General features: G+C 63.7%; 19 protein-coding genes. 11 read left to right on the forward strand and 8 right to left on the reverse strand.

All coding sequences use genetic code 11. The annotated features are described in order from the left end of the window. Positions 1-73: 73 nt before the first annotated feature. The gene (locus tag GJ654_RS09395; protein ID WP_196305488.1) at positions 74-619 is read right to left on the reverse strand and encodes a redoxin family protein; all 546 of its coding nucleotides are present in this window, start codon (positions 617-619) and stop codon (positions 74-76) included. Positions 620-748: 129 nt separating this feature from the next. On the opposite strand from GJ654_RS09395, the gene GJ654_RS09400 reads away from it, so the two are divergent. The 3 genes from GJ654_RS09400 to GJ654_RS09410 all read left to right on the forward strand — a co-directional run bounded on the left by GJ654_RS09400 (position 749) and on the right by GJ654_RS09410 (position 4,467). Then, positions 749-2,002, forward strand: coding sequence for an FAD-dependent monooxygenase (locus GJ654_RS09400; RefSeq protein ID WP_155445895.1), 1,254 nt, complete (start codon positions 749-751; stop codon positions 2,000-2,002). A 1-nt stretch (position 2,003) separates the two neighbouring features. Continuing rightward, positions 2,004-2,783, forward strand: coding sequence for an exodeoxyribonuclease III (gene xth, locus GJ654_RS09405; protein ID WP_155445896.1), 780 nt, complete (start codon positions 2,004-2,006; stop codon positions 2,781-2,783). Positions 2,784-2,964: 181 nt separating this feature from the next. Next, on the forward strand, positions 2,965-4,467 hold the full coding sequence (locus GJ654_RS09410; RefSeq protein WP_155445897.1) for a malonate--CoA ligase: 1,503 nt from the start codon (positions 2,965-2,967) through the stop codon (positions 4,465-4,467). Here GJ654_RS09410 and GJ654_RS09415 read toward each other — a convergent pair. From GJ654_RS09415 to nhaD, 3 genes are all read right to left on the reverse strand, one after another. After that, the gene (locus GJ654_RS09415; RefSeq protein ID WP_155445898.1) at positions 4,457-5,320 is read right to left on the reverse strand and encodes an aldose 1-epimerase family protein; all 864 of its coding nucleotides are present in this window, start codon (positions 5,318-5,320) and stop codon (positions 4,457-4,459) included. The genes GJ654_RS09410 and GJ654_RS09415 overlap by 11 nt on opposite strands. Next, entirely contained in the window at positions 5,295-6,524 is a 1,230-nt protein-coding gene (locus GJ654_RS09420) for a cation:proton antiporter (protein WP_155445899.1), read from the reverse strand. Before GJ654_RS09420 ends, GJ654_RS09415 begins: the two co-directional genes overlap by 26 nt. A 75-nt stretch (positions 6,525-6,599) precedes the next feature. Next, positions 6,600-7,874, reverse strand: a complete 1,275-nt coding sequence (gene nhaD / locus GJ654_RS09425) for a sodium:proton antiporter NhaD (RefSeq protein WP_155445900.1) — start codon at positions 7,872-7,874, stop codon at positions 6,600-6,602. Positions 7,875-8,073: 199 nt separating this feature from the next. Between nhaD and GJ654_RS09430 the strand changes: the two genes are divergently transcribed. Both GJ654_RS09430 and GJ654_RS09435 read left to right on the forward strand, forming a co-directional pair. Next, on the forward strand, positions 8,074-9,465 hold the full coding sequence (locus tag GJ654_RS09430; protein ID WP_155445901.1) for a GntP family permease: 1,392 nt from the start codon (positions 8,074-8,076) through the stop codon (positions 9,463-9,465). 169 nt (positions 9,466-9,634) lie between these two features. Beyond that, positions 9,635-11,086 carry a serine protease gene (locus GJ654_RS09435; RefSeq protein WP_155445902.1) on the forward strand — a complete coding sequence of 484 codons (1,452 nt, stop codon included), beginning with the start codon at positions 9,635-9,637 and terminating at the stop codon, positions 11,084-11,086. A gap of 1 nt (position 11,087) precedes the next feature. Here GJ654_RS09435 and GJ654_RS09440 read toward each other — a convergent pair whose 3' ends face one another. Further along, a complete protein-coding gene (locus GJ654_RS09440; protein WP_155445903.1) occupies positions 11,088-12,407 on the reverse strand; it encodes a DUF2252 domain-containing protein in 1,320 nt (439 codons plus the stop codon). After that, entirely contained in the window at positions 12,404-13,228 is an 825-nt protein-coding gene (locus tag GJ654_RS09445) for a 5-oxoprolinase subunit PxpA (protein ID WP_155445904.1), read from the reverse strand. The genes GJ654_RS09440 and GJ654_RS09445 overlap by 4 nt, the downstream gene beginning before the upstream one ends. A 132-nt stretch (positions 13,229-13,360) precedes the next feature. On the opposite strand from GJ654_RS09445, the gene GJ654_RS09450 reads away from it, so the two are divergent. Continuing rightward, a complete protein-coding gene (locus GJ654_RS09450) occupies positions 13,361-14,404 on the forward strand; it encodes a ParA family protein (RefSeq protein ID WP_155445905.1) in 1,044 nt (347 codons plus the stop codon). A 1-nt stretch (position 14,405) separates the two neighbouring features. On the opposite strand, the gene GJ654_RS09455 is transcribed toward GJ654_RS09450, so the two are convergent. Beyond that, positions 14,406-15,389, reverse strand: a complete 984-nt coding sequence (locus tag GJ654_RS09455) for a biotin-dependent carboxyltransferase family protein (protein WP_155445906.1) — start codon at positions 15,387-15,389, stop codon at positions 14,406-14,408. Next, positions 15,377-16,060 carry a 5-oxoprolinase subunit PxpB gene (gene pxpB / locus GJ654_RS09460; RefSeq protein ID WP_155445907.1) on the reverse strand — a complete coding sequence of 228 codons (684 nt, stop codon included), beginning with the start codon at positions 16,058-16,060 and terminating at the stop codon, positions 15,377-15,379. The genes GJ654_RS09455 and pxpB overlap by 13 nt, the downstream gene beginning before the upstream one ends. An 87-nt stretch (positions 16,061-16,147) precedes the next feature. On the opposite strand from pxpB, the gene GJ654_RS09465 reads away from it, so the two are divergent. The 5 genes from GJ654_RS09465 to GJ654_RS09485 all read left to right on the forward strand — a co-directional run bounded on the left by GJ654_RS09465 (position 16,148) and on the right by GJ654_RS09485 (position 19,847). Beyond that, on the forward strand, positions 16,148-17,572 hold the full coding sequence (locus GJ654_RS09465) for a sensor histidine kinase (RefSeq protein WP_155445908.1): 1,425 nt from the start codon (positions 16,148-16,150) through the stop codon (positions 17,570-17,572). Beyond that, entirely contained in the window at positions 17,569-18,252 is a 684-nt protein-coding gene (locus GJ654_RS09470; RefSeq protein ID WP_155445909.1) for a response regulator transcription factor, read from the forward strand. Before GJ654_RS09465 ends, GJ654_RS09470 begins: the two co-directional genes overlap by 4 nt. 168 nt (positions 18,253-18,420) lie before the next feature. Continuing rightward, a complete protein-coding gene (pqqA, locus tag GJ654_RS21675; RefSeq protein WP_104469644.1) occupies positions 18,421-18,498 on the forward strand; it encodes a pyrroloquinoline quinone precursor peptide PqqA in 78 nt (25 codons plus the stop codon). A 139-nt stretch (positions 18,499-18,637) separates the two neighbouring features. Beyond that, a complete protein-coding gene (locus GJ654_RS09480) occupies positions 18,638-19,201 on the forward strand; it encodes a tetratricopeptide repeat protein (RefSeq protein ID WP_155445910.1) in 564 nt (187 codons plus the stop codon). A gap of 115 nt (positions 19,202-19,316) precedes the next feature. Next, a complete protein-coding gene (locus GJ654_RS09485) occupies positions 19,317-19,847 on the forward strand; it encodes a tetratricopeptide repeat protein (protein ID WP_155445911.1) in 531 nt (176 codons plus the stop codon). Positions 19,848-19,983 lie beyond the last annotated feature (136 nt).

The raw sequence follows: 19,983 nt of genomic DNA on the forward strand, positions 1-19,983 counted from the left end.
CGCGGGCGCGCACGCGTTCACGAAAACGTGTAACGGTTAACACCGGCAAAACCAAGACCGCGAAAGCGGCGCTTCACAATTTCAGGGCGGGGCCGACGCGGGCCTGCAACGCACTGAGCGTGATCGGCCCGACATGCGCGAACGAGAGTCTGCCGCCCGGCTCCAGGACAAAGCTCGCGGGTATCCCGCGCGCGCCCAGCACGCGATAGAGCCAGCCTTTTCGATCAACGCCGAGCCGCGCATAGGGATTGCCGAACGCCCGCAGGTATTTGAGGGTATTCGCCGGATCGTCCGCCGATGCGACGCCGTAAATGGTCGCGCCGGCGCGGGCGAAATCGACCAAAGCCTGGTGTTCCTCGCGGCATTGCGGGCACCAGGAGGCGAAGGCGTTGAGAAACACGGTCTTGTCCGCGATGTCGGCGGCGGAGAAGCCGGGAACTTGCACGCCCACCGCGTCGGTCAGGCCCGCCAGCGGCGGCAGATCGAAACGGTCGGCGGCAAACGGGTTGAACAGATTTGCCAGGCGATCGCGGCCGCGCCACGCGGATATGCCAAGCCCGCCCGCGGCGAAACCCGCCATGCCCAGCAAGACCGCACGTCTGGAAGTATCTTTCGCCATTGGGCCTCCCCCGCGCATCAGCGCGCAAGCGTGAAGCACATTCAAGATGAACATGATCGCAGGCTTAACGCGGGCCGCCCTTGAACTCGCATCGGCAACACCCCTAAATGGAGCCTCAGGAGATCCGGCATGAGCGAGACAGAAATTCCCCACGCATGTGATGTGCTTGTCGTCGGCGCAGGCGCGGCCGGGCTTTCCGCCGCGCACGCCTTCGCCGCGCAGGGGCGCAGCGTCATCGTGGTGGGCAAGGTCGAGACCCATCTCGCGGGACGCACGGTCGCCCTGTTCGAGGGCAGCCTGCGATTTTTTCGCGCGCTGAACCTTTGGGAGGCCTGCGAGCCCCATGCGGCGCCGATGGAGGGGATCAGGCTGATCGACGACACCGGCTCGATGTTTCCCACCGAGCCCAAAGAGTTTCGCTCGCGGGAGATCGACCTCGACGCCTTCGGCCAGAACATCGAGAACAACGCGCTGGTGGCGGAACTGGCGGCGGCGGCGCGCGCCAATCCGGCGATCACGCTGATCGAAGGTTTTTTGGACGGGTTCGAGCTGAATTATTCCGGCGCCCGGGCGAAGCTGGTCGGCGGCGGCTGGATCGACGCGCAATTCATCGTCGCCGGCGAGGGCCGCAACTCGCAGGCGCGCCAGATCGCCGGCATCACGGTCAAGACCTGGACCTATCCGCAGACGGCGATCACCGTGCTGCTCAAGCATGAAAAGCCGCACCACAATATTTCGACGGAATGGCACAAGCGCAGCGGCCCCTTCACCTTCGTGCCGTTGCAGGGCCGCGAGGGCGCGCCGCATCGCTCGAGCATGGTCTGGCTGGTGACGCCGCGCGAGGCCGCGCGCTTGCAGGCCCTTTCGCCCGAGGAACTGGCGGGGGAAATCCAGGACCAGTCGCACGACAGGTTCGGTCACATCGAACTGGACGGTCCCGTCGGCGCCTTCCCGATGGGGGCGCTGAAGACGGACCGGGTCACCGGGCTGCGCCTCGCCCTGATCGGCGAATCCGCGCATCTGTTCCCGCCGATCGGCGCGCAGGGATTGAACCTGACTCTGCGCGACGTCGCCAATCTCGTCGACTGCCTCGAAGGCCTTGACCTCGACGAACCCGACCCAATCTCGCGTGCGCTCAGACGCTACGAGCGCGACCGGGCGCGCGACATCGGTTTCAGGGTCAACAGCATCGACGTTCTCAACCGCTCGCTGCTGGTCCATGCGCTGCCCGTGGATTTCGCCCGCGCCTTCGCGCTGAACTTTTTCTCGGCGTTCGGACCGCTGCGCCGCGCGCTGATGCGCGAGGGCGTGACGCCGCACGGGCCGACTCCAAAACTGATGCGCGAGCGGCCGCCCGTTTTTTCGCGCGCCGCGCGTCGCTGAAATGCGAATCGCCACCTGGAACATCAATTCGGTTCGGCTGCGGCTCGACCTGGTGCTCGCCTATCTGCGCGACGTCTCGCCCGACGTCCTGTGCCTGCAGGAGATCAAGTGCCAGGACGACGCCTTCCCCCGTCTGGAGATCGAGGCGGCCGGCTACAATGTCGCCGTGCACGGGCAGAAGAGTTACAACGGCGTCGCGCTGCTCTCCAAGGCGCCGATGGAATGCGTTCCCGGCCTGCCCGGCGACGAAAGCGACGAGCAATCGCGCTACATCGAGGCCGTCATTCCCTTCGGGCCGCGCGTGGCGCGGGTCGGCTGTCTCTATCTGCCCAACGGCAATCCGCTGGGGACGGAGAAATACGCCTACAAACTCGCCTGGATGGACCGTCTCATTGCGCACGCCCGCGCCATGCTCAAACATGAAGAAGTGTTCGTGCTCGCAGGCGACTACAATGTGATTCCCGACGCGCGCGACGTCCACGATCCCGCGGCATGGCTGGGCGACGCGCTTTACGCCCTGCCGACCCGGCAGAAATTCCGCGAACTGCTGGCGCTCGGATTCACCGACGCCCTCCGCGCCACCACGGACGAGGCGAAGCAATACACGTTCTGGGACTATCAGGCGGGGTGCTGGCCGAAGAACCAGGGGCTGCGCATCGACCATTTGCTGCTGTCGCCACAGGCCGCCGACCGTCTGGAGGGCGTGAAGATCGACCGAGAGATGCGGACGAAGGACAAGCCGTCGGACCATGTGCCGGTGCGCGTGGATTTGCGGGATTGACGCGCTTTCCTTCTCCCCTTGCGGGAGAAGGTGGATCGCGCTGAAAGCGCGAGACGGATGAGGGGGCGGTCGCGACGGACGAACCCCTCATCCGGCCCCTTCGGGGCCACCTTCTCCCGCAAGGGGAGAAGGACGCCGGCGATCAGCGCTGCGGTCCTGTTTTTCTGAGGATGGGCTGACAATGAACTATCTGTTCGACCTCATTGATTCGAAAATCTCCGATCCGGACAAAACCTTCATCGAGACCGACAGCGGCGCAAAAATCTCCTACCGCCAGATGCTGTCGGCCAGCGCGCGCTACGCCAACGCCCTCGTCGCGGCGGGCGTGGAGCCCGGCGACCGCGTCGCCGTGCAGATGGAGAAATCGCCGGCCGTTCTGTTCATCTATCTCGCCTGCCTGCGCGCCGGCGCGATTTTCCTGCCGCTCAACACCGCCTATACCCCGCACGAGGTCGGCTATTTTCTCGGCGACGCACGGCCAAAAGTCTTTGTCTGCGATCCCGCCTGGGCCGAGGCGCACGCGCCGGCGGCGAAGGAGGCAGGCGCTTTGATTCTTGCTCATGGCGCGGGCATGGAGGGCGAGCTTTTTGAGCGCGCCAAAGCCAGCGCAGAAAATTTTGTCAACGTGGCGCGCGACAAAGATGATCTGGCGGCGATCCTTTACACGTCGGGGACGACGGGGCGCTCCAAGGGCGCCATGCTCAGCCATGACAATCTCGCCTCGAACACAATCACGCTCGTCGATTATTGGCGCTTTACGTCCGACGATATTTTGATCCACGCTCTGCCCGTCTATCACACCCACGGCCTGTTCGTGGCGACCAATTGCGTGCTGCTGTCCAACGCTCGCATGATTTTTCTGCCCAAATTTTCCGCCCCGCAGGTGCTGAAAACCCTGCCCCGCGCCACCGTCCTGATGGGCGTTCCGACCTTTTACACCCGCCTGCTGGAAGAACCCGGCCTCACCCGCGAGGCCTGCAAAGCCATGCGGCTGTTCGTCTCGGGCTCCGCGCCGCTGCTCGCCGAAACCCATCGCGCCTTCCGCGAAAAAACCGGACACGCCATTCTCGAACGCTATGGCATGACCGAGACCAACATGAACACGTCAAATCCCTATGACGGCGACCGCATCGCCGGCACGGTGGGCTTTCCGCTGCCCGGCGTTTCCCTGCGCGTGGTCGATCCCGACACCGGCGAGGACGTTTCGAATGGCGAGATCGGCATGATCGAAGTCAAGGGGCCGAATGTTTTTCGCGGCTACTGGCAAATGCCGGAGAAGACGGCGGCCGAGTTCCGCGCCGACGAATTTTTCATCACCGGCGACCTCGGGCGCATCGACGGGGACGGCTATGTCCACATCGTCGGGCGCGGCAAGGATTTGATTATTTCCGGCGGCCTCAACATCTATCCCAAGGAAGTGGAAGGCGAGATCGACGCTCTGCCCGGCGTGGTCGAAAGCGCGGTGATCGGCCTGCCCGACGCCGATTTCGGCGAGGCGGTGGTCGCCGTGGTGGTGCGCGAAAAGGGGGCGTCCCTCAGCGAAGACGATATTCGAACCGCGCTGGCCGGACGTCTGGCGAAATTCAAGCAGCCCAAGCGCATCCAGTTTGTCGACGCCCTGCCGCGCAACACGATGGGCAAGGTGCAGAAGAACGTCTTGCGCGAGTCCTACGCTAAAATTTGAGCGTAATGTCCATCACGAAGCGGCGCTGTTCGCCCGGCGCCAGAGTCAGCACGCCGGGGCGCTGCGCAAACGCGCCGTCGAAATCAAGCGGGGCGGCAAACCCCTGCCAGGGCTCCAGGCAGAGGAAGGGCGCGCCGGGCTTGGTCCACAGGCCGAAATGCGGCATGTCCGGAAAGGATGCCGCGACCTCGGGGCCGCCTGGCGGGCCGAAGGCGACGCGGCGGCTTTGCAATTTTTCGAAAATCAGCGCGCCCGCCTCGAACAGGCCGGGCTCCAGCGCCAGCACGCCCGAAGCCGCCGGATTTTTATACTCTTGCGGATCGAGCAGGCCGTCGGTGAGACGCCGGATCGGCGCCGGCTCCGCGCGCTCGAACCGCACCTCATGAACACCTTTTCCGCCCGGCAGCGGCCAGCGGAAAGCGGGATGGAAGCCGAGCGAAAACGGCAGCGGCTTTTCGTCTTCGTTCGCCACCGTCGCCACCACGTTCAGCGTCGCGCCGGCGAGCGCGTAGGCGATGTCCAGCCTGAAGGCGAAGGGGTAGGAGACCAAGGTTTCCCCGCTTGGACCCAGGCTCAGCACCGCGCGATCCCGGCCGGCTTCCACCACCGAAAACGTCGAGCGCCGGGCAAAACCATGCTGCGGCAGCGGAAAAAGCTGACCATCCACGCGGATATGGTCACCTACGGCGCGGCCGACCATGGGAAACAGGATGGGCGCGCGGCCGCTCCACCATGCGGGATCGCCGTCGTGCAGCCAATCGGCGCCGGTCGAGTCTTGCAATCGGACAAGCTCCGCGCCGAGCAAGGCGATCTCGGCGCGGAAAAACTCATTGGTGAGCGTGATCCTCGTCATGCTTGCCTCCCAAAAAACCGAGCTTGCGCAGCACGGGCGGCATGCTCAGCCCCTGCACGACGATCGAGAAGGCGACGCAGAAAAAGGTCACCAGCACGATTTCGTCGCGCAGCGGGACGCGGCTCGGCAGCGACAGCACCAGCGCCAGCGCCAGCGCGCCACGCAACCCGCCCCACCACAGAACGAATTGCTCGCCCTGGGTGATCCGCCAGCGCGAGCGCGAAAACAGCGCGGACAGCGGATAGACGGCGGCGGCGCGGGCGAAAAGCGTGATGGCGAGGACGCCGGCATATTCCGTCCACGGATAATGCGCGTAGGTCGAACCGGCGACGCGCGCGCCGATCAATAGGAACACCATGGAATTCGCGACGAAAGCGGCGAAATCCCAGAAATCCGTCATGAACTCGCGGCCTTTTTCGGTCAGAAAATCGCCTTTTTCGCTGGCCGGGCGGAAATTGCCGATGATCAGGCCAGCCGTCACCGCCGCGAGCACGCCGGAATCGTGAAAATGTTCGGCAAGCAGGAACGAGCCGTAGGCGGCCAGCATGGTGAGCGTCAGCTCGACAAGATGTTCGCTGGTCCCGCGCGCAGCGAAGATCACGGCGACGCCAAACCCCGCGCCGATCAGCGCGCCGCCGACGACGATTCGGAACAGCTCCCAGGTCATTTGCGCGCCGGTCAGGCCATCAGCGCCAGCGAGCGCAAAAGCCAGCGCCAGGGCGAACAGCACCGCCGCGGCGGCGTCGTTGAGCAGGCTTTCCGCCTCGACCAACACGCGCAGACGGCCATGCACGCCATTGTCTTTGAACATGGCGATGATCGCGACGGGATCGGTGGCGGAGATCAGCGCGCCGAACACCAGGGCCGCCGCGAGCGGCCAGCCCATGAGATAATGAAGCGCGGCCGCCACCACCGCCATCGCCGCGACGGTGCCGAACACGGCGAGCGACAGGATCGGCGCGAGGTCGCGCTTCAGATCGCGCCAGCGCAGGGCGAGCGCCGCCTCGAACAGCAGCGGCGGCAGGATCAGGTAATAGATCAGTTCCGAGGTCAGCGGCGGCAGGCGCCGCGTTCCCAACCAGGCCAGCAGGCCGCCGACCAGTACGAGGCCGATGGTGTAGGGAAGTTGCAGTCGCCGCGCCAGCATCGCCACGATCATGGCGACGGCCAATAGGCCCATGATTTGTTGTAATGTTTCGCTCATGCCCGCCTTCTGCCACGAGCGCGCAGCGATCTCAACGTCAAGTTAAGGCCAAGGCCCCCTCCGGCGCGGTCATTTTCAGTGCAGCAGGTTGTGCGCAGCGACGTAAGTCGCCGCCCCCGCGAGATAGCCGAGAAGCGCGGGGCCGCTCATGTGTCTGACGTACCAGAAGAACTGGATTTTCTCCAATCCCATCGCCGCCACGCCGGCAGCCGAACCGATGATCAGGATCGATCCGCCCGTGCCCGCGCAATAGGCCATGAACGTCCACAGAAAGGCGTCGGGAGGATATTGGTCGAGACTGTACATGCCTATGGAGGCGGCGACGAGCGGCACATTGTCGACAATCGCGCTGGCGAGGCCAAGCAGGAAGACAATGAGGTCGAGTCGCCCGACGCTCTGGTCGAGCCAGGCCGCCAGCCGCGTCAGAATATGGGTGTGTTCGAGCACGGCGACCGCCAGCAGGATGCCGGTGAAGAACACCAGCGAACTCAGATCGATTCGCTCGAGCGCGCGCGCCAGCGCCCGGCGCTCCCTGTCTGCCGGGGGCTTGCCGCGATGCAGGGTGTCGGCGAAGGCCCAGAGAATGCCGAGGCCGAAGAGAACGCCGAGGAACGGCGGCAAGTGCGTAACCGTCTTGAAGACGGGCACCAGCAGCAGGATCGTGACGCCCAGAAGAAAAATGGCGTTGCGCTCGAATGCCGACGCGCCCTCGTCTTCAACCATGTTTCCGCAAGCGAAACGTCGGTTTTCCAGTTGACGGCTCACCAGCAGCAGCGGGACCAGCAGGCTGACGACCGACGGCGCGAACACGGTCGACATGACCGCCGTGGTGGTGATCTGGCCGCCAATCCAGAGCATGGTCGTGGTGATGTCGCCGATCGGCGACCACGCGCCGCCCGCATTGGCGGCGATCACGATCATGGAGGCGAACAGCAGCCGGTCGCTTTCCTTCGCCAGAAGTTTTTTCGTGAGGGAAACCATGGCGACGGTCGTCGCGAGATTGTCGAGGATGGCGCTCAGGAAAAAGGTCACGAGGCACATCAACCACATCAAGCGCGGGAGGCTGGTGGTTCTGATCCGTGCGGCGACGATCTGGAAACCGCCATGGAGGCCGATCACCTCGACGATGGTCATGGCGCCCATGAGGAAAAAAACGATCTGGGCGACTGATACGACCGAATGACCAAGTTGAGCGTTGATCGCCGCGGAATCGGCGGAAGCAAAAGCGTAGATTGTCCAGAGAACACCGGCCGCCACTACGGCCGAGGCGGCTTTGTCGATCCTGAGTCTATGCTCGAATGCGATGGCGACGTAAGCTATGCTGAATACGGCTATGATCGCGCTATCCAAGACAAATACCTCGAAACTGACACCTCAGGAAACGTCTGAAAGGGCGGCGCCGAAGTCAAGAATTATCGGGGGACGCGCACAGATTGGGCAGTCCGGCCCTGTCCCTTTTGCTGATCTGTGCAATGCGGCCTTTTCGGGTAAGTTCCCATGGCGTTGCAGAAAGACAGCCGTCCCCAAGGACGTGAACCGGAGGAGTTTCATGAGTTTTGTTGTCGCCCTCGGGGCGCTCATATTCCTGATGATTGTCGCCTACCGCGGCTTCTCGGTCATCCTGTTCGCCCCGGTCGCCGCCATGGGCGCCGTGCTGCTCACCGATCCCGCCGCCGTCCCGGCCGCGTTTTCCGGCGTGTTCATGGAGCGCATGGTCGGGTTCATCCGCGATTATTTTCCGGTGTTCCTGCTCGGAGCGGTGTTCGGCAAGCTGATCGAAATGTCGGGCTTTTCGAAAAGCATCGTCTCCGCCGTGACCTCGCTGCTCGGCCCCCGATTCACCATCGTCTCGATCGTGCTGGTCGGCGCCATCCTCACCTATGGCGGCGTGTCCCTGTTCGTCGTGGTGTTCGCGATCTATCCGTTCGCGGCGGAAATGTTCCGCCAGCACGATATCCCAAAGCGGCTGATCCCCGGCACAATCGCGCTTGGCGCCTTCTCCTTCACCATGGATTCGCTGCCGGGCACGCCGCAAATCCAGAACATCATTCCGACCACCTATTTCAAGACCACCGCTTTTGCCGCGCCGGCGCTCGGCACGCTCGGCGGCATTTTTATTTTCGTGGTCGGCGTCGCCTATCTGGAATGGCGCCGCTACGCCGCGCTGAAGGCCGGCGAAGGCTATGGCGATGGCCACATCAACGAACCGGCGCCGCTGGCGCATGAAAAGCTGGCTCCGGCCTGGCTGGCGATGCTGCCGCTCGTGCTGGTGTTCGGGCTGAACAAGCTGTTCACCACCCTGATCGCCGACAATTACGGCAAGGTCTACGAACTCAAGCTCGCCGCCATGGCCAAGCCGGTCACGGTCGCGGTGGACAAGCTCACCGCCGTCTGGTCGGTGGAGGCCGCGCTGATCGTCGGCATTCTCTCCGTGGTCGCGCTCGGCTGGACGCAGGTGCGGAAAAATTTCGCGGAAGGCGGCAAGACGGCGGTGTCGGGCGCCCTGCTCGCCTCGATGAACACCGCCTCCGAATATGGCTTCGGCGCGGTGATCGCCACCCTGCCCGGCTTCATCGTCATCCGCGAGGCGCTGGCCTCGATCCCCAATCCGCTGGTCAACGAAGCCGTGACGGTGACCTCGCTCGCCGGCATCACCGGTTCGGCCTCGGGCGGCATGTCGATCGCGCTGGCCGCCATGGCGGACCAGTTCATCGCCGCCGCCAACGCGGCGGGCATTCCGATGGAGGTGCTGCACCGCGTGGCCTCGATGGCCTCCGGCGGCATGGACACCCTGCCCCACAATGGCGCGGTGATCACCCTGCTGGCCGTGACCGGGCTCACCCATCGGCAGAGCTACAAGGACATTTTCGCGGTCACCATCATCAAGACCACCGCCGTGTTCGTGGTGATCGGAATTTACTACGCGACCGGACTGGTTTAGAGCTTTTCCACGTTTCATGGAAACATGAAAAAGCTCTAGAGTCTTGTTTTAACGCAGTGTCTTCACGCGAACCGGCATCCACTTCGCTTGAAAATGCTTTAGCGCGAGCGTTGACTCGGTTTCCGGCGAAAAGCATAGTTCCGGCGCGTCCTCGCGCCGGAATTTTGATATGCGCCTATTGAGTTCATTGCGGCTTCTGCTCGCGGCCGGCGCGCTTTTTGCGGCCGCGCCCGCTTTCGCCGATTTCGGCTCCGCGCAACGCAATTTCTCCGCCACCCCCCTGAACGAACGACTGCTGGTCCAGACCTTTTTGATCGGCGCCGGCTATCTCAATGGCGTGCCCTCAGGCGATTTCAGCAAGCGGCAGTATGAGGGGGTGCAAAACTTTCAGGCCGAAAACGGTTTTTACGCCGACGGCGATCTATCCGCGCCCCAGTTCGAAAAACTGGCGGCGCTGGCGCGCCCCTGGTTCCAGACCTGGGGCTTTCGAAAAATCCTCCATCCCAGCCGGAACATTCCCCTGTGGGTTCCGGTCGGTCTCGGCCTGCGCGAATCGCGCGAGGATACGGGAATCAAATTCGAGGACCCCAGCCGGCGCATCTCCATTACTTTCGCCAGTTTTTCCGCGACCCCCATCCCCGCAGCTTTCGCCCTGATGACGCGCCTTTACGAGGAAAAGCGCGCGCACATCCACTACAAGGTGATGAAGGACGGTTGGTTCGTCATTTCGGCCTCGACGCCCGACGGCGTGGACCACTATCTGCGCTACCACCAGGACGGGCGCGCCGCCACCGGCTTCACCCTGATGTGGAACAACGCCAACGGCAATGTGCATGGCGAACGGATCGCCACGCTGATGTCCGGGGGCCTGTGGGCGACGATGACCGGCGCGCCCGCCGTGGATCTTCCCAACCCGGGGCCCGCCCCGGCGCCCAAGCCCGCTTCGCCCCCGGCCGCCAGCGCCAAAGCCAGCCCTCCGGCGCGCGAGCGGGAAAAAGACAGGATTTCGACCGGAACCGGCTTCTTCATCGCCGCCGACGGCCATTTCGTCACCTCGGCCCATGTCATCGCCGATTGCGCGTCGATCAAGGCCAAGTCGGATGACGGCGCCATCCTCGATGCGAAACTGGTCGCGCGCGACGCCACCAACGATCTCGCTCTGCTCAAGGTCGACAAAACCGCCGCCAAGGCCGCCCATCTGCGCACCTCCCTGCGGCTGGGCGAAAACGTCGCCGCCTTCGGTTTTCCCCACGCCGACATTCTCGCGACCTCAGGCAATTTCACGCTCGGCAATGTCACGGCGCTGAGCGGGCTTGGCGACGACAGCCGCTTCGCCCAGATTTCGACGCCGGTTCAAGCCGGCAATTCGGGCGGCCCGCTGCTCGACCGCGACGGCAATGTCGTCGGCGTCGTCGCCATGAAGCTCAACGCGCTGAAAGTGGCGTCGGAGGGCGGCGACCTCCCGCAAAACGTCAATTTCGCGGTCAAGGCGACCAATCTGGTCAATTTCCTCGACGCCAATCGCATCCAATACCTGCCGGCGGTTTCAGAAAAACCGCTCGAACCCGCCGATCTCGCCGACCGCGCCAAGTCCATCTCGGTTTTCGTCGTCTGCAAATAGGTCAGGTTTTCGCCAGCGCCGCCTGGTCGATCTCGTTGCGCTTGGCATAGGCGAGCGCGAAATCGGCGATGGCCTCGTCGAAGGCGCCGCTGTCGCCCATATAGCCCGCGAGCAGCGCCGGATCGGCGGAGCGGGCGTGGGCGCGGGCCAGCGTGCGCCCGCACAATCTGGCGTAGTCGCTCAATCCCTCGGCCTGCGCGATTTCGCTCACCGAGCCCAGCCGGCGGTTTTTCAGCATGCGGACGTAATAATGCCGGTCCGAGGGGTCATGCTCGGTCCACCCCAAAAAAATGTCGCTCGCCGCCTGCATCATGCGCTGGCCCTCGACCACGCGCTGGCCCTGGTGTCTCCCAAAAGCGGGGGCGAGCGCCTCCAGAACGGACGGCCCCGCCTCCTTGACTTGCAGCAACAACGGCGCGCCGTCGCCATTCTGGAACAGGCCGACATAGCAGCAGGTTCCCACGGAGCCGACGCCCACCGCCTTGAACACGCAATCTTTCAACGCGTATCGCTCCAGCAGCGCGCGGCGTTCGGGCGGCAGCGCCGCGCCATAGCGCGCAAAACCGCTTTGCGGGTCGAACGCCTGTCCGGCCTCGCTGTCGGGCTTGAAATGGAACAGGCGCGGCGGTTTTTCGAGGATGCCGTTCGCCCCGGCCAGTTTGGGGAAATTGTCATCGCGGTCGAGCCCGGCCCCGCGCGCGCAGCCGATGATCGTCAGCAGCTTGCGCCGCAGGTCGGCGTCCTCGAAATTTTTCGCCTCCTGTTCGAGATCGACGCGGCTGTGCCAGACCTCCATCGGTGTTTTTTCCGACAAAAGAGCGATGCGCTTGCGATAGGCGCGGACCGCCTCGCCAGCGATGTCGTGGCGGGTGGATTTTGATGCCCCCAGCGCCTCGCCCGCGACGGCGAAGCTGACCGCCAGGCGCTTCAGATCGACGGTGAAATCGACGCCCGGCAGGGTCTCGTCGAAATCGTTGATGTCGAAAAGGATGTTGTCCTCCGGGGTGACGAAGGCGCCAAAATTCATCAGGTGGCAGTCGCCGCAGGCCTGCACGGGAATGCCGGCCATCGCCTGGTATTGCAGGTCATGCGCCATCACCGCCGCCGCGCCGCGCAGATAGGCGAAGGGGTCGGCGCTCATCAGCGCGCGGCGCAGCCCGACCAGCGACGGCAACCGGCGCGCGTTCTGCCCCTCCAAAATGGCGTTGGCGTCGCGCTGGAAGGGGCCGAGCACGCGCCCATGCGCGGCGCGAGGCGTCTGCTTGCGCAGCGCCTTGCCCTGCTCGATGCGTTGCGCGCGCGATTGGACTGCTGGGCTCATGGCCTCCCCCTCAAATTCGCTTGAGCTGAAGCGGGAGCAGGATGCGAGGCAAACAGGACCGGCAGAGGCGCGAGGGCAAATGTTTTGGAGAGCCGCGCATGCAGCGCCCGCGCGGTGGCGACGGCTTCCGGCCCGTCGCCGTGGACGCAAATGGAATGGATCGGGGTTGGAAGGATTTTGCCGGAGCGGGTTTTGAGGCCGCCGGCGGCGAGCATGGCTTCGACATGCGCAAGGCTTTGTTGCGGATCGTGCAGCACCGCGCCCTCTTCCCCGCGCGGCGTGAGCTGGCCGTCGTCCTGGTAAGCGCGGTCGGCGTAGATTTCGAGCGCGGTTAAAATGTTTTCCCGCGCGCCCGCGTCCGCCAGCGCCGACAGCGCCGGCGCCAGCAGAATTGTGCGCGCGTCGTAAGCCTTGATGGCGCGGGCTATGGCCCCGGCAAGCTCGGCGTTGCGGCAGGCCTCGTTGCTGAGCGCGCCGTGCGGCTTCACATGGGTGACCCGCGCCCCGTTCGCGCGCGCAAAACCGTCCAGCGCGCCGAGTTGGTAGAGCACAAAAGCCTCGACCTCCTCCGCCGAGCATTTGAGCGCGCGACGGCCAAACCCTTGGAGGTCGGGATAGGAGGGATGGGCGCCGAGGCTGACGCCGGCTTGCAGCGCCGCCGTGACGGTTTTTTGCATCACGAGCGGATCGCCGGCGTGAAAGCCGCAGGCGATGTTGGCGGATTGCACCAGTTGCAACAAGGCCACGTCGTCGCCCATGCGCCACGCGCCAAAACTTTCGCCGAGATCGGCGTTGAGGTTGAGATGAGAGGGCGAAAGCATGCCGATAATCCGCAAGCTCCTTTTTCCCTGTACGCCTGTCAACGTCATTTTCGAAAGAGCGCTTTTTGACTTGATCGCGTCCGTTTTGGACATTATTATGTCCAATAACTCCACGCTGATCTTGGAACCAAAATGACACAAGCACACGAAAATATCCCGACGATTTACGCGTTTTGGAACAACAAAGGCGGAACGGGAAAGACCAGCCTCGCCTTCCAGGCAATTTGCCTTTACGCCGAGAAAAATCCCACGAAGAAAATTTTGGCGATCGACCTTTGCCCTCAAGCAAATCTTTCCGAGCTTATGCTTGGGGGATTAGCTAACAACGGCAGCGACCGACTGCTTACGCAGCAAGGCCTTGTGCCGCGTTGCAGCATAGGTGGATATTTTCAACTTCGACTCCCGTCTCCATACGTCGCTCCAAAATTCAGTGCCGCCGACTTCATTACAAAACCGCACACCTTCAATAAGGAACTCAAGGACAATATAGATTTGGTTTGCGGGGACCCATTACTCGAACTGCAGTCGAATGCCGTCAACACCCTCGCAAACAACCAAATTCCCGGCGCAAACCCGTGGATTTCGGTGATTGACTGGCTTAAGGATTTTTTGGCTCAAGTTGCAAGTGAGTACGATACTATCTTCATCGACTGTAATCCAAGCTTTTCCCTATATACTCAGATTGGCTTGGCTGCATGCGACCGGATTATTTTGCCGGTTATGGCTGACGACTCATCACGAAGAGCGATTCAAAACGCCTTCTCGCTCGTCTATGGCCTGAAACTTCCGTCAGAGATTTACACTTCATACGCTTTCGCTACAAAATTGAAGGCCGCTGAACGCTCGCTGCCGAAAGTGCACTTGATCGTCAAGAATCGACTTACTCAATACATGGGTGCAGCCTCTGCTTACGCGGCAGTCCTCAAAGCTATAGAAACCGACGTGGCCAAGCTTATGAAATCAAACCCTGACATATTCACGTTCAACTCAAATTCAAAAGGATTCGTTGAAGTACGAGATTTTCAGACAACCGGTGTTGTCGCATTTGCAAAAGGACAACCGTTTTCGAAGGTGAAAATTGGAAAACAGAGCATAAACGGTCATCGGGTTCAGGTCAAAAAAGATTACCTCGACAACGCGAAGGATGCCATGGAAGACCTTGTGAATCACCTGTAGTCTATTCCCCAAAAATCGCACCGCCGATCAGGTTTTCGCTCCACAGCTTTTTCTCGTCGAAACCAATTGGCACCAGGGCTTGCCGCCATTTTTCGAAGCCGTCGCGCCGCTCGGCCCGCGCCCGCGCCGCTTCCGTCGCGTCCACCGCGCGAAAACGGACCTCTTCGCCCGGCAGGACGTGCGCCAAACGGTCGAGATCGGCGGAGATGATGCAGCCGATCTTGGCATAGCCGCCGGAAGTCTGTCCATCCGCGCGCAAAACGATCGGCTGGCCGTCGCCGGGAACTTGGATCGCCCCCGGGGTCACGCCGTCGCTGACGATATTCGCGCTCTTTCGGCAGGCAAGGCGCGGACCCACGAGACGCAGCCCCATGCGGTCGCTTTCGGGCCGCGCCGTCCAGCGCGCGGTCGTGAACGCTTCGAACGTTTCGGGGGAAAAATGATCGACCTGCGGTCCCGGAATGAAACGCAGCGGACCCTCGCCGGCGCAAAGCGGCGGCGCGGCAATATCCTCTCCCTGCGCGGAGGCGCAGGTCAAAAGATCGCGGACGGCGAGGGCGCCGCCCAGACCGGCCCGCGCGTAAGTCGAGCGGCTGCCGAGCCGGACCGACGCGTCGAGCCCGCCGGAAAAGCCGATGTAGCCCGGCGCGCGCAAGAGCTTTAGCGCGAGACGGTCTCCCTCATGCAACAGCAGGCCGCGCCACGACTCCACTTTCTTCTCGTCCCCTTCGCGAAAAAGCACCCCGGAAATCGCGCCGGCGAGCCCGAGCCGCAACGGCCCCTGCTCCACCCGGAAAACCGGCGCCGCGAGCAAAATTTCCAGCACGGCCGCCTGCTCCGGCGCCCCCGCCAAAAGATTGGCGGCGAGCCGAAAACGCTGGTCCAGGGCGCCGGACACGGGAACGCCGAGTTTTCGATACCCCGTGCGGCCGCTGTCCTGAATGGAGACTCCGAGGCCCGGATGTTCGACGATCAGCCGCGCCATTGCGCCTCCAGCTCCAAAAATTCGTCCAGGGCGATGGGGCGCCAGCGCACGCGGTCGCCGGGCGCGAGGCGGGTCGGGGTTTTCGCGCCCGCGTCAAACATTTGCAGCGGCGTGCGGCCGACGAGGCGCCAGCCGCCGGGGCTCGCGAACGGGTACGCGGCGCACATGCCGTCGGCGATGGCGACGGACCGCTCCGGCACGATTTTGCGCGGTGTGGCGAGGCGCGGCGCATCCAAGAAATTTGGAAGGCCGCCGAGGTAAGCAAAACCCGGAAGAAAGCCGAGCATGTAGACGTCGAAGTTCACTTTCGAAAAGGCGTCCAGCCAGTCGCGCGGGGTCATGCCATTGCGCGCGGCGACATCAAAAAGGTCGGGGGCAAACTCCTCCTCCGCGCAGAACGGCAATTCATGCACGACTCCCGCGCGCGAAAAATTCGGGGTTGAGGCCAGCCGCAGGCACAGGGCGTTCAGTTCATCGAAAGACAGCGCGTCCGGGTCATACCAGAGGGTCACGGAGGAAAAAGCCGGCGCCCATTCGCGCAAGCCGGCCGGGCGCGCGGACTCCAGCGCCGCGCAAAAGGCGTGGGCGCGGGCGTTGAGGGCCAGGTCGATCGCCTCGCCGAAGCGAAGCGTCGCCGCCTCGTCTCCGAGCGGAAGGAGGACAGGTGACATGAGGCAAACATCTTCCAAGGTCCGGGTTTTTTCCAGCGCCGTTTTGTGCTGCGCTCAAAACCTGGAGGACATGCATTGAAGCTTAGCATGGGTTCGCGGAGCGGCTGGATCGCGACGGCGCGCACGGCGCTGCTGTTCGCCCTGCCGCTCATGCTGGCCGCCCTGCTCGGCGCGCAGGCGCTCGACGCCGACTATCTGGTTTTGCGCGAAAAGGCGCGGCGCGAGACGGAGCGCGTCGCCGACGCCTTTTCCGGCGCCGCCGTCAACGAGGTCACCGAACTCGCCGCCTTCGCCAAACTCAACATCGAAAAGGCCGCGCGCGACCCCAACCCCGACCCCACGCTGTGGCGGGTGATCTACACTTACGATCTGGGCCTGCTGGTGCTGAAGCGGCGCGGCGACCGCGTCCTGTTCCCGCCGGAGGACCCGCTCGCCATGCCAAAGATGTGGGAGGAAAAGCTGCGCGCGCTCACGGCGATCGCCGACCTGCTGCGTGACGGCGATTTCGTCAACGGCTGGTTTCCCAACATCGCCGGCGAATATTATTTCGAATGCCGCCGCAAAGGCGCCGGCGCCGAGCGCGACGAAAACTGCCTCGCGTTGTCGAGCACGCAAATTTTTCCCACCCTGTTCGGCGTGCTCGACGAATTCGCCGCGGTGACCCCCGGCTGGGCCTTCCGCCTGCGCGATCCCTTCGACCGCATCGTCTGGAGCAAGGGCAAGGGCGACGCCTACGAATCCTTCACCCAGGGCGGCGCGCTGCATGGCTGGGTGGTGGAGCTGTCCGGCGCGCCGAACGCCAAACGCGGCGCCTTGGGGCGGCTGGCGCTGGCGACGCCGCTCGCCCTGGTTTGGCTGCTGCTCGTGTTCCAGGCGCGGCGCGCGCAGACCGCGCAAGCCGAGGAAAGCGCGGCGCGCATGACCCTGCTCACGCAATTGTCTCACGACCTGCGCACGCCGCTCGCCAATCTGAAGCTTTACGCCGAACTGATCCGGCGCAAAGGCGACAGTCCCGAACTCAGCCGCTATTGCGCGGTTCTGACCGACGAAATCGACCGTCTCGACGCGCTCGCCGGCGCGACCCTTTCGCAAGGCGCGGCGCCGGTTCAATACAGAATGGAGACCGCCGATCCCGGCGAATTGGCGCGGGAGATCGTGGCGCGCTACCACAGTCTTCTCGCCGCTTCCGGCTGCGCCTGCGAGGTGACGAGCGCCGTTCAGGGCGAACGCCGCTTCGCCACCAGCGCCTTCGAGCGCATCCTCATCAACCTCATCGACAACGCCCGCAAATACGCGCCGGGACGGATCGAGGTCGAGGTCGGCGAGAGCGGCGGCCTGCTGCATCTGAGGGTGCGCGACCACGGCGGCGATTCCCCCAAGGCGCCTAAGTCGCATGGCGTCGGCCTGTCGATCGTGCGCGAACTGGCGCGGGCCAATGGCGGCGGGTTCACGCTTTCGCAAGCGCATCCGGGCTCCTGCGCCCACGCGACATTGAAAATGGACGTTTCATGAAGATTTTGATCGCCGAGGACGATCCCAATCTGCGCGCCGGCCTCACCGACCTTTTGGCGCTGGAAGGCCTTGATTGCATTGTCGCCGAGGACGGCGAGGCCGCCTGGACCGCCTTCGTCGAACAGGCGCCCTCGCTATGCCTGTTCGACGTGATGATGCCGCGCCTCGACGGGCTTGCCCTATGCCGGCGCATCCGTGAGCGCGACCACGCCACGCCGATCCTGCTGCTGTCGGCCAAGGGAGCCGAAATCGACCGCGTCGTGGGACTCGAAATCGGCGCCGATGACTACATCGCCAAACCGTTTTCGGCGCGGGAATTGGTGGCGCGAATCAAGGCGGGGCTGCGCCGCGTCAAGGCGCCGGCGCCCGCGACGCCCGAGAAGGTTTTTCACATGGGCGATCTCGCCATCGATCCCGACGCTTTGCGCGCCACGCGCGGCGCCGGCGGCATCGACCTCGCGCCGCGCGAGCTTGCCGTGTTGCAGGCGCTTTACGCGCGAAAAGGCAAGGCGGTGTCGCGCGACGAACTTTTTGATCTCGCCTGGGGGCGCGGCTACATGCCCAACAGCCGCGCGCTCGACCAATATGTGTCGTCGCTGCGCAAAAAGATCGAGCTGGACCCGGCGAAGCCGAGGATCATCCAGACGGTGCATGGCGTGGGGTATCGTTACGACGAGTGACGGCCCTGTCGCCGCGCCCAAAGACGCGAGGCGGCGGCGCGCCTGACAAAAATCTTACAAATTCCTTCCGGACGCATGACCCTTTTGCGCCGCCCGCCGTTTATAAGAGAGCATAGGCCGGGGTGAACAAAGCCTTGGCCATCAAGCAAAAATATTGGGAGTTAAGCAATGACGTGGACCGTTCCGGAAGCTTGCGAAGTGTGCGTCGGCATGGAAGTCACCAGCTATATGTCGGCTGAAATCTGAGCCTTTTCGCCATTCCTCCAGTGGCGGCGCCCGGGCATCGGAAGATGTTCCGGGCGTTTGTTTTTGCGCAGGATGTTTTTGCGCCAGGATGTTTTTGCGCCAGGACGTTTTTGCGCCAGGATGTTTTTCGGGAGGCTGCATGTCGATCAGGTTTGCTTTGACCGTGGCGCTGTTCGCCGCGAGTTCGCCGCTCGCCGCCGCGCCTGTGGGCGAGACCATCTCGGACGAGGTCGGGACCCTCAACCCGGAAGAGCTGACCGTGCAATATTGGGCGGCGCGGGCCGACGAAGGCCGCTTCGATCCGGGCATGTGCATGTACGGCTATCCCATCGCCAAAATGGGCTGGCACGAGCCGGCGCGCAAAATTTTTGAGCGCTGCGCGCAAAACGGCAATCCCCACGCCATGCCCTGGGCGGCCTGGATCGAGGAGAACGGCTACGATCGCCCCTCCAACCCCGGCGGCGCCGCCGCATGGGACAAAAAACTCGCGGAAACCGGCTCACCCCTGGGACAGCTGAATTATGGCCTGGATGTGCTGCGCGGCCATGGCGTGGCCCGCGATCCCGCGCTCGGAAAGGCGCTGGTGGACCGCGCCGCGGCGGCGGGCGAACCGACGGCCAAGGCGCTGAAGGCCGCCAATTACGATCCGGAAGCGGTGACGCCCAGCGCCGACCTCGCCCACTACCGCCAGCCGCAGTTCTAAGCAAGCATTCGTTGGTCGCCCAACGAATGCTTGCTTCAGTTCCTTTGTTTTCGCAGGATTTTCATCCGAAAACCGGGGGCCGCTTTTCGGAAATCCTGCTTAGGAGTTTTGTCGCATGCGGATCGCTCTCGTCCTCGCCCTCTGCCTCGCCGGCGCGGCCCATGCGGACGACATCGGCGAACTCAACCCCAACCAGTTGAGCGTCGACTATTATGTCGGCAAGGCGGGAGCCCAAAAACTCGATCCGCACCTGTGCGCCTATGGCGTGTTCATGGACAAGACCGGCCAGCACGAAGAGGCGCGCAAAATCTTCGAGCGCTGCGCCAACGAAGGCAATGATCTTGCGATGCCCTGGATGTCCTACATGGAGGAAAACGGTTTTGAAAAGCCCTCCAACCCCGTCGCGGCGGCGGAATGGGACCGGCGGCTGGCGGATCGCGGCTCCTCGCTGGGGGCTTTCAACTACGGCCTGGACCTGCTGCGCGGCCACGGGATCGCGCGCGACGAAAAGCTGGGACGCGCGATGATCGACCGCGCGGCGGCGGGCGGCGACGTCACGGCCAAGGAGCTGATTGCAAACGGCTACGACCCGGAGTCCGTGACGCCGGGCGCGGATCGCGCGCGCTATCGGCAGCCGCAGTTCTAGAGCATTTTCAAGCGAAGCCGATGCCGGTTCGCGTGAAGACAATGCGTCAAAACAAGAATCTGGAGCTTTTTCATGTTTCCATGAAAAAGCTCTAGGGGCCCCTCGCCTCGAAACCCACGGCCGTCATGCCCGGGCT

Origin of the sequence: Rhodoblastus acidophilus (assembly GCF_009720655.1) — a bacterium.
Taxonomy (GTDB): Bacteria; Pseudomonadota; Alphaproteobacteria; order Rhizobiales; family Beijerinckiaceae; genus Rhodoblastus; species Rhodoblastus acidophilus_A.